General features: G+C 36.9%; 11 protein-coding genes. 4 read left to right on the forward strand and 7 right to left on the reverse strand.

The window, feature by feature from the left end; genetic code table 11:
- Position 1: 1 nt before the first annotated feature.
- From AC1D0Y_RS17520 to AC1D0Y_RS17535, 4 genes are all read right to left on the reverse strand, one after another.
- Positions 2-940, reverse strand: coding sequence for a glycosyltransferase family 2 protein (locus AC1D0Y_RS17520; RefSeq protein ID WP_013059871.1), 939 nt, complete (start codon positions 938-940; stop codon positions 2-4).
- Positions 937-2,037, reverse strand: a complete 1,101-nt coding sequence (locus AC1D0Y_RS17525) for a glycosyltransferase family 4 protein (RefSeq protein ID WP_060745890.1) — start codon at positions 2,035-2,037, stop codon at positions 937-939. The genes AC1D0Y_RS17520 and AC1D0Y_RS17525 overlap by 4 nt, the downstream gene beginning before the upstream one ends.
- A 291-nt stretch (positions 2,038-2,328) precedes the next feature.
- Positions 2,329-3,114 (reverse strand): endonuclease/exonuclease/phosphatase family protein, encoded by a 786-nt coding sequence (locus AC1D0Y_RS17530; protein ID WP_060745889.1) that lies wholly within the window; start codon positions 3,112-3,114, stop codon positions 2,329-2,331.
- A 4-nt stretch (positions 3,115-3,118) separates the two neighbouring features.
- Positions 3,119-4,756, reverse strand: a complete 1,638-nt coding sequence (locus AC1D0Y_RS17535; protein WP_060745888.1) for a PTS transporter subunit IIBC — start codon at positions 4,754-4,756, stop codon at positions 3,119-3,121.
- Positions 4,757-5,031: 275 nt separating this feature from the next.
- Here AC1D0Y_RS17535 and pgmB point away from each other — a divergent pair, with 275 nt between their 5' ends.
- On the forward strand, positions 5,032-5,739 hold the full coding sequence (gene pgmB / locus AC1D0Y_RS17540) for a beta-phosphoglucomutase (RefSeq protein ID WP_060745887.1): 708 nt from the start codon (positions 5,032-5,034) through the stop codon (positions 5,737-5,739).
- Positions 5,740-5,827: 88 nt separating this feature from the next.
- Positions 5,828-6,697 carry a Cof-type HAD-IIB family hydrolase gene (locus AC1D0Y_RS17545; RefSeq protein ID WP_060745886.1) on the forward strand — a complete coding sequence of 290 codons (870 nt, stop codon included), beginning with the start codon at positions 5,828-5,830 and terminating at the stop codon, positions 6,695-6,697.
- Between the two features lie 33 nt (positions 6,698-6,730).
- On the opposite strand, the gene pdxK is transcribed toward AC1D0Y_RS17545, so the two are convergent.
- Entirely contained in the window at positions 6,731-7,555 is an 825-nt protein-coding gene (gene pdxK, locus AC1D0Y_RS17550) for a pyridoxine/pyridoxal/pyridoxamine kinase (RefSeq protein WP_477707821.1), read from the reverse strand.
- Positions 7,556-7,912: 357 nt separating this feature from the next.
- Here pdxK and AC1D0Y_RS17555 point away from each other — a divergent pair, with 357 nt between their 5' ends.
- A complete protein-coding gene (locus AC1D0Y_RS17555; protein ID WP_477707822.1) occupies positions 7,913-8,602 on the forward strand; it encodes a hypothetical protein in 690 nt (229 codons plus the stop codon).
- Between the two features lie 62 nt (positions 8,603-8,664).
- Here the strand turns inward: AC1D0Y_RS17555 and ald are convergent, their stop codons facing one another.
- On the reverse strand, positions 8,665-9,798 hold the full coding sequence (ald, locus tag AC1D0Y_RS17560) for an alanine dehydrogenase (protein WP_013059863.1): 1,134 nt from the start codon (positions 9,796-9,798) through the stop codon (positions 8,665-8,667).
- 252 nt (positions 9,799-10,050) lie between these two features.
- Positions 10,051-11,286 (reverse strand): PucR family transcriptional regulator, encoded by a 1,236-nt coding sequence (locus AC1D0Y_RS17565; RefSeq protein WP_477707823.1) that lies wholly within the window; start codon positions 11,284-11,286, stop codon positions 10,051-10,053.
- 396 nt (positions 11,287-11,682) lie between these two features.
- Between AC1D0Y_RS17565 and gndA the strand changes: the two genes are divergently transcribed.
- Positions 11,683-13,095, forward strand: a complete 1,413-nt coding sequence (gndA, locus tag AC1D0Y_RS17570) for an NADP-dependent phosphogluconate dehydrogenase (protein WP_060745885.1) — start codon at positions 11,683-11,685, stop codon at positions 13,093-13,095.
- Positions 13,096-13,098: the final 3 nt, after the last annotated feature.

The raw sequence follows: 13,098 nt of genomic DNA on the forward strand, positions 1-13,098 counted from the left end.
GTTATTCTCCTACTTGTTCAATCTGTTCAATTTTTTTATTTAGTTCTAATTCATATTGCTTGCGGTTTAATGAAGCGATTGTATCTAGAATTAATCCACAGACGAAAGATAAAACACCTAACACCATCAATCCAGTTGCTAAGATAGATGACGGTACTTTGGTAATGAAGCCTGTATCAAAAAATTCATAAAGTACCGGAGCACCAACAGCTAATCCTGCGACAATAAACAACACTGTCCAAATGGAGAAGAACTGAAGCGGCTTGTACTCTTTAAATAACGTAAAAATCATTCGTAACACTTTAAATCCATCAGAGAACGTATTAAGTTTCGATTCGCTGCCTTCAGGTCGATCGCGATAATCGATCGCGATTTCTTTGAGACGGAAGCGTTTATCTAACGCGTGAAGACTCATCTCTGTTTCAATTTCAAATCCCGGGCTCATCACAGGTATTGATTTTACAAATAATTTATCGTACGCACGATAACCTGTCATGATATCTTTAATGTTACTTTTGTACAGGCCATTAATTAAAGAACGTACCAAGTTGTTACCAAAATTATGGAAAGCACGTTTGTTTTCTTCGAGATACGTTCCGTTTGATAAACGATCTCCAATGACCATGTTAGCTTCTCGATTTCTAATAGGCTCAATTAATTGATGAACGAATTCTGCAGGATACGTGTCATCTCCATCTACCATGACATAACAATCTGCATCAATTTCTTGAAACATCGAACGTACAACATTTCCTTTTCCTTGCTTGAATTCTTTTTTGACGATTGCCCCGTGTTCAAGTGCAATTTCACTTGTGCGATCTTTTGAATTGTTATCGTACACATAAATATCTGCACTAGGCAGTTCGCGTTTGAAATCGTCAATTACTTTTCCAATTGTTACTTCCTCGTTATAACAAGGAATTAAAACTGCGACTTTCATTTTTCCACCTCATCAAAAAAAATTGTTGGGAGTTGTTCAGCAATTACATCTACTGTGTAGCGGTTTGCTGTTTGTAACGCCTGTTGAGACATTTGCTGTTTCACATCTTCAGGAAGATTAATAAAAGCCTGTAGCTGTGAAGCTAGTTCCTCTACATTTTTAGGCTCAAAGAATAGACCATTCTTTCCGTCTATAATGTAATCTTTTAGACCACCAATCTGACTCCCAATTACGGGTGCTCCGCAAGCCATAGCTTCGAGGCCGACTAAGCCCAAACTTTCTCCTTTTCTTACGGTCGGAAACACGAATGCTTCAATCGCATTATATACGTAAGCAAGAGAGGACTGAGGAAGGAGAGGGAAATGGATGACTTTTTCCTCTAGACCTAGAGTCTTGATCATTTCCTTAAAGGCCGCTTCATCTTTTCCGCTTCCAACGTATAGGTATTTGTAAGAAGTGGGCATTTGTTGTTCAGCTTTTGCAATTGCTTGCAGGTAGTATTCCCATCCTTTACCCACATCAATGCGGCTTACACATCCAAGATAACGGATAGTAGGGTCCAAGTTTAGTTCTTGATAAGCTTTGCTTTTATCTGCATAAGGGTGAAACAGATCTTTATTCACTCCTCCGCTTGGAAAAATATAAATTGGGTTATGAACCTTATATTTCTCTTCAACGAGCCCTTTATAATAAGGAGAAGGAGTAATAATTTTAGTGGAATGTTGCAATAAGTCATTTACTCTTGGCTGATACTTTTCCTGTGAAGGTACTTCAGGTACAACGTCTGAACCATGAACGTTTGTCACAATCCTCACATTCTTCTTTAGCTTTTTAAGAATCAGCAGCGGAAGAGCATTATGAGATGCATAATGTACGTAAAGGTAGTCGTAGTTTTTTGTCAAGCCCGTCAAGACGACATTAGCATAATGAGAAGCATAGCTAAAAAGCTTGCTTAATTTACTTGTCTTTTTTTGCATGACAATTTTATCAACTTGAATACCATGTTGAACTAAAATTTTTTCAGTGTTTTGAACAAATACACCATAGCTCGGGAATTGTTCCGAAGGATACATATTTGAAATCAACAAAATTTTCATGATTGTTTCACACCTATTTTTCTTTATTAGTTTATGATAATGACAACGGGTGTTCATTTAAATAGAGCTTACATGTATCGTCTTACTATTAAGTTGAGCGATTTCATTGATAAACATGCAAAAATGGGTTGCATATCGCCAACATCACAATATTATAGCACACCTACTTTTTAAAATGCGAAAGTTTATCGGACACTTCTAAAACGATAGATAAAGCAGTAAAGAAGATGATTTTCACATCATCATAATCACACGAAAAAAAGCGAACGCTATTGGTTCGCTTTATGTTACTTATTTCACTTCAACGCTTACCCCAAAATGGTCGGAAACAACGGGATAATGTATGCCGTTAAACACCACAGTTGATGAATGAATATCCTGCGCATGACTCGATAGAATTAGATCAAGGCGCAGTGCCCGTTCATTATCATCCCATCCAGCAATGTTACCTTTAACTGTAATACCGCTGTCTTTTTTGTTCGATAGATTATACGTATCATAGAGGCCTTGGCTCAACAGGTAGTCGTAACCTTCATTTCGTCTATGAGCGTCATTATTAAAGTCTCCGAGTAGGAAAAATGGGTTATCTTTGTGTACATGAGCTAGCAGCGTATCAACTTGCTGCTTGAACGGCTCTTCCTCGTCATCCCACCAGCCAAGATGACAAGAATAAAACGTAAGAAGTTCTTTTTCATATTCGATTGTGGCTCCAACAATTCTTCTCGTTTTCCAATAGTCAATATTTGACGTTTGTGAAACAAAAAATGAATGCTCTTCAATAATCGGGTGTTTCGTTAAAATGGCAATTCCTTCTTCATACACTTCATAGCCTATATGAGATAAATCCCATACCAATTGATAGTCTTCACCTTGCTTACCCAGTTCTTTTGCTAAAAGCCAAGCGTAATTATCGCTGCGAATGTAGTCATATACATAAGGTGCGTCTACTTTTTGGCTTACTTCCTGTAAAGCAATGACATCATATTTTTCTTTTTTAATTACTTCAGCTAGACAAGATAACTTGTCTAGCTGATTTTCCTCTTGCCAAGAGTGGCAATTTAACGTTAATAGCTTCATTATGTTAAGCTCCTAACAAATCTTGAATGTCGGATTTCAAAACATCCGCTTTAGGTCCATAAATAGCTTGTACCCCTTTATCTTTCAAGATTAAACCAAGGGCTCCGTTTTGTTTCCACTCACTTTCTCCTGCAACGGCATGTATATCTTTTACCGTTACACGTAAGCGAGTCATACAAGCATCAACATCTTCAATATTGTTTTCTCCGCCAAGCAGTCCAATAATGACTGGTGCAAGCGAATCATTTTTTACCTTCTTGCTGCTTGTTGCAGTTGTTTCTTCATCAATATAGTTTCCGTTACGTCCCGGCGTTGGGAAGTTAAAACGTTTAATTAAGAAGTTTGCCACTCCAAAATTTAAGCCAAAGAATACAAGGCAGGCGATGACAAAGTTCATTAAGTCAGCCCATAGTCCGGCTTTGATAATCATTGGTGTACGTGTTAATAGTTCAATTACGCCAAATGAGTGTACGCGAACATGAACAATATCAACAATGGCAAAAGCCAGTCCCGTCATAATTGCATATACGACATATAAAAGAGGTGCTGCGAACATGAACATAAATTCGATCGGTTCTGTTACGCCTGTTAAGAAAACAGCTAGTCCAGCTGAAAGGAACATTGAACGATATTTTGAACGTTTGTCAGGATCTACGTTACGATACATTGCTAAAGCGATTCCAATTAGCGACGCACAAGACAAAATCATCTGTCCTACTTTAAAGCGTGCAGGTGTAACGTCATGTAATAACTGCTTGTAGCTTTCCATATCTCCTGCAGCGCGGAAGTTATTTAAATCTGCAATCCAAGCAAGCCATAAAGGATCTTGACCGGCCACCGTGGAACCTGCTCCAGAACCTGTTAAAATTTTGTACGTTCCGCCTAGCTCCGTGTAGTTCATAGGAACTGTCAGCATATGATGAAGACCAAATGGAAGAAGCAGACGTTCTAATGCTCCGAAAATAAATGGTGCTAGAATAGGAGCTGTATCTCTAGATGTTGCAATCCACTGTCCGAAGCTGTTTAATGAACCTTGGATAAACGGCCATACAATGGATAAAAGCAGTGCCGTTACAACTGAACCACCGATGACCACAAATGGTACGAAGCGCTTGCCGTTAAAAAACGAAAGGGCTTCAGGCAATTTATCATAGTTATAATATTTATTGAATAAATTTGCGCCTAAAAAACCAGCGATAATTCCTACGAATACTCCCATGTTAAGAGCGGGAGATCCTAAAATAGATGTGAAGTAGTCTTTTACTACTAACTCTTGTCCAAACAGTGATTGAACCGTTGCTTTTGGATCTGAAAGCATTTCTGCTTGAACTCCGAAAATAGCTCCTGTAATTCGGTTAATAAGAACGAATGCAATAAGTGCAGCAAATGCACCTCCAGCACGTTCTTTAGCCCAAGACCCCCCGATAGCAACAGCGAACAAGATGTGAAGATTTGTAATGATACCCCAGCCTATATCTTCCATCACGCGTGCAATTGTTTGTACAGCAGTGATGTCTCCCCCAGTCATTGCAACTAGCTTTCCAAGTGAAATCATAATACCAGCTGCGGGCATAACCGCTACTACTACTAATAAAGCCTTACCAAATTTCTGCCAAAAATCAAATGAAAAGAACTTTTTCATAGTTTTTCCCCTTCCCCTATGTATGGGTTTTCATTTTATTTTTTGATAAACTATATTTCTAAGATAGTGCAACCGTTTGCATAACCTTATTGTAATAAAAGGGCTTTCATAATGCAAGACTGTAATTTCTCTTTTTTTGAAAAATTTATTCATAAATCATAAATGATGAAAAAAAATTTATGATAAAGTGAACGATATCAACGGTATTTTAACATGATGGAATGTAATCAAAGCATTCAATTAATGGCATAAAGACAAGTGCAGAGGAGGATAATATGAAAAAAGAAGGGTTACAAGCGATTATTTTTGATTTAGACGGTGTTATTGCAGATACGGTACATTTATATTATAAAGCAAATAAAAAAGTAGCAGATCAACTTAACGTTTCATTTTCTGAAGAACTGAATCAGCAGCTGCAAGGGATCAGCCGAGTGAAAACTGTAGAGCTCATTGCTGCACAAGGCAACGTATGTCTCACAGTGGAAAAAAAAGAACAGCTTGCTGATGAAAAGAATAAGCATTATCAAGCATTAATAAAGGAAATGACAAAGAGTCACTTACTTCCAGGAATACAATTGTTGTTAGAGGATTGTAAAAAACAAGGTATTAAAATGGCGATTGCTTCTTCTAGTTCAAATGCAAATACTGTAATAGATTCGCTAGGAATACGTTCTTTTTTTGATTGCATTGTGAATGTGAGAAAAATAAAGAAGGGAAAACCAGATCCAGAAATATTTTTGACAGCTGCCGATCAATTACAAGTAAAACCCTATGCATGTGTGGCGATAGAAGACGGAGAGGCCGGTATAAAAGCTATTAATCAAACAGATATGGTTTCTATCGGCGTTGGTAAGCATCTGAAGGAAGAGGATGTGAATTTTCACGTATATTCAACAGCTGATTTGCATTTAAAGACGATCAAAGAGGTTTTCGAAAAAGCAAGAAAAGGAACAGATTATAACAGCGCGTATACAAAAAATTAGTAAATCTTTTACATGCAAGTAGCAAAGCGCAAAAAAACATATGCTAGAATAAAGTAAGAGAGCAAAGATACATAGGAAGGGGTACATCATGATTAAATGTATTGCGATCGATATGGATGGAACGTTAGTAAATAGTGAACAAGTTGTAAGTAAAGAAAATGCCCAAGCGATTAAGACAGCTCAAAAGGCAGGGGTGGAAGTTGTTGTTGCTACGGGACGTTCTTATGAAGAGGCCCGCTATGTTTTAGAAGAAGCAGGACTTCATACATATTTAATTTGTGCAAACGGAGCAGAGCTTCGGAATCCACAAGGGGAAAAACAATATTCAGTAGGCATGACGATGGAATCTATTCGCGAAGTAGAGGATATTTTTAAGAAGTTTCAGCTGTACTTTGAAGTCTATACAAGTGAAGGCACGTATTCAAATGACTATGAAAAAGCTTTGTCGGTATTAATGGATATTTATTTAAGCGCTAGCTTAAAAGATCATTATGAAAAATCGTTAGAAGCGGCAAAAGAGCGTTTCAATAGCGGCAGAGTAAAGCTTATTGAAGAGTATGAAGCGTTGTTTCAAGATCCAAACAAGGACATTTATAAGCTGCTGGCTTTCTCTTTTGACGAAGAAAAGTTAGAACAGGCAAAAATAGAACTTGTGAAGTTAGATTCGATTGCAGTCAGTGCATCTGGTAAAGAAAATATTGAAATAAATGATGAAAATGCTCAAAAAGGAATTGCAGTTACATCATTTGTTCAAGAACGCCATATTTCTTTAGAAGAAACGATGGCCATTGGAGATAATTATAATGATGTATCAATGTTTCAGAGAGTTGGACGTGCTGTAGCGATGGGAAATGCACCTCAAGAAATTAAAGAGTTTGCCCATATCGTAACAGGAACAAATGACGAGCACGGCGTAGCTCAAGCTATTTTAAATGCGCTTGAAACAGTTAAACAATAAGCAAACTAAAAAGCATGCCTTTAGGCATGCTTTTTAGTTTGTTACTTTTTCTTTTTTACGACGGTACGCACTGTGATTTGTTGGTCCAACGTATTGATTTAAAGCAAACGAATGACGAATTGCTTCTGTAATAAATTCTTTTGCTGTATAAATAGCTTGTTTAACGTCACTGCCTTTTGCCAATTCAGCAGCAATCGCAGCTGAGTATGTGCATCCAGCACCGTGTGTAAATGTCGTTTCAATACGTTCAGACTCTAAGATTTCAAACGTCTTTCCATCATAAAGTAAATCGATTGCTTTTTCGTGCTCTAATTTACTTCCGCCTTTAATCAATACATATTCGGCACCAAGTTCAGAAATTTTCACGGCCGCTTCTTTCATTTTATCGACCGTTTTGATAGGACCAAGTCCGCTTAATTGACTAGCTTCAAATAAATTAGGCGTTACCACTGTTGCTTTTGGAACTAGTACATCACGCAAGCTGACAGTTGTTTCAGGGTGAAGCGCTTCGTCTTCTCCTTTACATACCATCACAGGATCTACTACGACATTTTTTAGATCATATTCTTCAATTGTTTTTGCCGCTAGTTCAATAATTTCCACTGAGCCAAGCATACCTGTTTTGAGAGCTTGTACGCCTACGCCTTTTACAATTGTTTTCAACTGTTGTTCAACAGTTGAAACTTCTTGTGGAAATACGTTATGAGACCAGCTGTTATCGGGATCCATTGTTACAATTGTTGTTAAAGCTGTCATTCCGTAAACACCAAGTTCTTGGAATGTTTTTAAATCTGCTTGAATGCCAGCTCCGCCGCTGCTGTCAGAACCAGCAATGGTTAATGCTTTGTTCATTGTCATAAAAAATCCTCCCGTATTTTAAGTTCATAGAGAAAATAGAGTAAAACTTCCACCGGTCGGGTTTTAGCTGCCCAATGTGTTTTAGATAAATTTCTTCCATTCACTTTTTCTTATATTTTATCGCTTTTAATGTAGATATTCAATTTCTAAAAACTGTATGAATCGTAAGTGTATACTTTTGTCTTAGCCTCTTTTACCTTATGGTACAAGCACTCTTTCTTTTCATGAATAAAATAAAGAGAAACTTAAGAAAGGGTGGTTCACATAAAAAAACATTCTAATCATGACAGTTATAAAGACGATTCGTATTCTTTCAATAAATCACAACCTCGCAAAAAAAACCACAAAGATTATTATATGAATTCAAATTTAACAAACGATCACTTCAGAACTGTTAAGGCAGGCACTTTAAATGTTTGTATAATTGTATTACCAGGAGCTAAAGTTGATCGAAACTCCAAAGATAATCAGTCTATAGTTCCCAATCGTGTAAAAAGAGACATAGCGGCTGCTAATAAAATATGGAAACAATATGAGAAAAACCGATTAATCCAAGGTGTTACATTTACTATTACACGTTCAGTTGTTTTTTTGGAAAACATCAGTGGCATTGTTAGTAATGCGGAAAATTTTCCAGTTGGAGGGGCTAGTCATCTTACAATGGTACAAGCAATGCTTAAAACTGGCCGAAAGGTTTGTCAAAATGCTGATGTGTATGTATTTTACATGAATGGAAATAGATTTGGGCCTGTTAATTTTGACTATTCATCTACTCTCGCTGTAACTTATAACTCTTTTCCGCTTATTATTATGACAAATGCAAGTACAGATGAGTATCTTCTCGCACATGAATTGGGTCATTTTATGTTTATTACGAATCGATTTAACGAGACGGATGATCCAGAACCTTTTCATGAACTAGATGGAAATCATAATAAAACGCCTAGTAACCTTATGTTTCCTACTCCTGAATTCTGGCCAATAGTACCGGAGATTACCAGTGAACAGATACAAAAAGCTTTAAATAGTCGTGTTTTTTATAGCTAATTGTTGTTCATGCAAAATAAAAACGCCCTTAACAGCGGGTTAAGGACGTTTTTCACTTTTTATTAGATAGAAGCTAATTCTTTTTCAAGAGCTACGTCTACTGATACATAATCATAACCTAAATCATGTGCAACTGCTTCGTACGTAATGGCTCCGTTTGCAACGTTCACTCCTAATTTTAACGCTTCGTTTTGAGCGATTGCTTTGTGAACACCTTTAGAAGCAATTTGAAGTGCGTAAGGTACCGTTACATTTGTTAGAGCAATCGTTGATGTGCGAGGAACTGCTCCCGGCATGTTTGCAACTGCATAGTGTACAACGCCGTGCTTTTCATAAGTCGGCTGATCGTGTGTTGTAATGTGGTCGATTGTTTCAACAATACCACCTTGGTCGATTGCTACGTCAACAATAACAGAACCTGGCTTCATTGTTTTCACCATTTCTTCTGTTACTAGTTTTGGAGCTTTTGCACCTGGGATTAATACTGCGCCAATCACTAAATCTGACTCCGCTACTGCATCCGCAATATTATAAGGGTTTGACACTAGCGTATTGATTTGGTTGCCAAAGATATCGTCTAATTGACGTAAGCGTTCAGGACTTAAATCAATAATTGTTACATCAGCACCGAGACCGATTGCGATTTTTGCAGCATTTGTACCAACACCGCCGCCTCCGATAATCGTTACTTTTCCGCGGCTAACTCCAGGAACACCCGCTAGTAAAATTCCTTTTCCACCGTTTGATTTTTGAAGGAATTGTGCACCGATTTGAGCAGCCATACGTCCTGCTACTTCGCTCATAGGCGTTAATAGAGGCAATGTACGATTTACTGCTACTGTTTCATAAGCAATGGCTGTTACGCCGCTATCTTTTAATGCTTTTGCTAGTGCTGGTTCAGCTGCTAAGTGAAGGTATGTGAATAAGATAAGACCTGGTCTAAAATAGCCGTATTCACTTGCTAGTGGTTCTTTTACTTTCATAACCATTTCGGCTTGTGCCCAAACGTCAGCTGCTGTCTCAACAATTTCAGCTCCAGCTTTTACATAATCTTCGTTTGTGAAGTTACTTCCAATACCCGCTTCATTTTCAATTAATACACGATGACCTGTACCAACAAATGATGCTACGCCTGCTGGTGTAATCGCTACTCGGTTTTCGTTGTTTTTGATTTCTTTTGGTACGCCAATAATCATGATTAATTTCCCCCTTGGTCGTTTGTGTACCTTTAGTATAAAGAAAGTTTTGTGAAATTTCTTTGTCTAGAAAGAAGAATCGAAGAAGTGGTTTTTGTTTAAACACACAAATGTAAACGCTTACTTATCAGAATTTTTAATTTTTATGTAAGGTAATCTAACATCATAAAGAAATAAAAAGTGAAAAAAAGAGCTATTCGTTTATTAGAAAATAAATGAATAGCTCGATGTTAAAAAAAGTCACATTATTTGTTATTTTTTATATTTCATTAACTTAATATCAATATAAAGAGTCATTTTTTGATTAACGTCCTTTAAGTTAATATCACCAATCTCTGAAATTCGCTTTAATCGATAGCTAAGGGTATTCATATGCACATTTAATTCTTTTGCTGCTTCGTTAATGTTATTATCATTATTTAAAAATACTTCGAGAGTCTCCACCAAGTTGCTATTATGACGAAGATCGTAATCAGTTAGCTTCTTTAAAGAATGGTTTTCAAATTGATCTTGCACGCGCTTTTCTAAAATAACATCAAGAAATTGATAAATACCTAATTCCTGATAGTTAATAATCTCTTTCGTTTCTTCTGGAAACTTACTTTTCATATCTAATACGTTCAAGGCTTCTTTATAACTTTTTTCGATATGATCGTGCGATGAATAAATACTGCTGCAGCTGGCTTTAATCTGAGTAACATCAAAGCGTTCATACATGTTGCCTCTAAAATAGTCTACAAAATCTCGCTGTTCATCAAGAGGGTTTTCAACCGCATCCAAAGAAAGCAGTAAGATTAAGTCATTGCAATCAATCGTATAAAGAACGATTTTTAAGCGATGCATCGTTTTTAGCATATACGAGATTTGACGTTCAGCTTCAGACGTAATATCTTCTTGGAAGCGGAAGATAGCAATGGAAAACGTTGATGGAGCTGTAATTTGAGCTTCATAAAACGCTTCTGAAATTTCTTGGCGAGACTTAATGTGACCAGTTAATAATTTCCAGAAAAATTCCTGTGAACGTTCTTCTCGTTTATATTTTCGAATTTGAAGCTGTAGCAATTTATTTTTTAATACATTCGCAGCTTTTTTTAATAGCTCTACTTCTTCGTCGCCTAAGGCTTTCTCAATTTCAACAGCCCAGATGAATCCTAGAACTTCTTCATTTTTCCAGATGGAAATAGCTATACGATCTCCAAGCCCAATTTCATTTATATTTTTCACACGCACAGGTTCATTTGTCTCAAGCAGTTTAGGAATAATGCCTTCTTTCCATAAGTTGTTGATGACTTTTTCCGGAACTCTTCTTCCAATAATTGTGGCAATACGCGCCTGGTCCGTTCTTTCGTCATGGGTGCTATAAGCTAATAAGCGATGATTAGCATCTTCAATGGTAATAGGACAGTTCAATACTTCGCTAATGCGATCAGCGAATTCTTCAAGCGTATCAAAATTTTCCTTGAACGGATCTTTGATTGGTTTCGTCATATATAAAATCCCTCTTCATAAAACAAAATAAGTACTAGTACAGCTTTTTTAGCTGCAATAAATATAGTAAAACGGTAACAACCGTGTTGATTGTCAATTCATTGAAATGATTAACTGCTTAATATTTTAACAAAAGTAATTGTTTAAGAAAATGTTAAAATGCGTCTAAAGGTAGTTAAGAATGTACGTATGATTCGTAACTGCGTTCATTTCACTTATTTTATCGAAATTTTCTTCAAAATAATCAATGTTCGGTGAGCATGATTCTTTTCAAGTGTGTATAATAAAACGTATGATTATGGTTATATCAAACTTGAATCTGTAACTTTCTTTATGATATGTTCAGTTACGATTAGGTTGACCAATTCATATTACACATGAAGGGAAGAATTTAACATGGCAAAACAACAAATCGGTGTTATCGGTTTAGCGGTTATGGGGAAAAACTTGGCGCTAAACATTGAGAGCAGAGGCTATTCTGTTTCAGTTTATAACCGCTCTCCTGAAAAGACAGAAGAGTTCCTAAAAACAGAAGCAGAAGGTAAAAATTTTGCAGGTACATACAGTGTGGAAGAGTTTATTAATTCTCTTGAAAAACCGCGTAAAATTTTATTAATGGTTAAAGCTGGTGCTGCTACAGATGCAACAATTGATTCGTTAAAACCATACTTAGAAAAAGGCGACATTTTAATCGATGGCGGAAATACATTCTTCCAGGATACAATTCGTCGTAACAAAGAGCTAGAAGAATTAGGTATCCATTTCATCGGTACAGGCGTATCCGGCGGAGAAGAAGGCGCATTAAAAGGACCTTCAATCATGCCTGGCGGACAAAAAGAAGCATATGAACTTGTAAAACCAATCTTAACAGCTATTTCAGCAAAAGTTGAAGGCGATGATTGCTGCACATACATTGGACCAAATGGTGCAGGTCACTACGTAAAAATGGTTCATAACGGCATCGAGTATGGGGATATGCAGTTAATTTGTGAAGCATACTTCATTATGAAAAACGTATTAGGTTTAGAAACAGATGAACTACATGAAGTATTTGCTGAATGGAATAAAGGCGAGCTAGATAGCTACTTAATTGAAATCACAGCGGATATCTTTACGAAAAAAGATGAAGAAACAGGTAAAGCACTTGTAGACGTTATTTTAGACACTGCAGGTCAAAAGGGTACAGGTAAATGGACAAGCCAAAGTGCGCTTGATTTAGGTGTACCACTACCAATCATTACGGAATCTGTATTTGCGCGCTTTATTTCAGCTATGAAAGAAGAACGTGTAAAAGCAAGCAAAGTATTGAGCGGTCCAAATGCAGGTGCATTTGAAGGTGACAAAGCCGAATTAGTAGAAGCAATCCGTAAAGCATTGTACATGAGTAAAATTTGTTCATATGCGCAAGGGTTTGCTCAAATGAAAGCAGCTTCTGAAGAATATGACTGGAATTTACAGTACGGTGATATTGCAATGATCTTCCGTGGTGGTTGTATCATCCGTGCACAATTCTTACAAAAAATTAAAGAAGCTTATGATCGCGATGCAGATCTAACAAACTTATTATTAGACCCATACTTCAAGGATATCGTAGAAGGCTATCAGTCGGCTCTTCGTGAAGTTATTTCAATTGCGGTTAAACAAGGTATTCCTGTACCAAGTTTCTCAAGTGCATTAGCTTACTATGACAGCTACCGTACAGAAACGTTACCAGCGAACCTTTTACAAGCGCAACGTGACTACTTCGGAGCTCACACATATCAACGTGTTGATAAAGAGGGCGTATTCCATACTGAGTGGTTAAAATAAAAA

The organism is Priestia sp. P1_B12_1 (assembly GCF_056406695.1).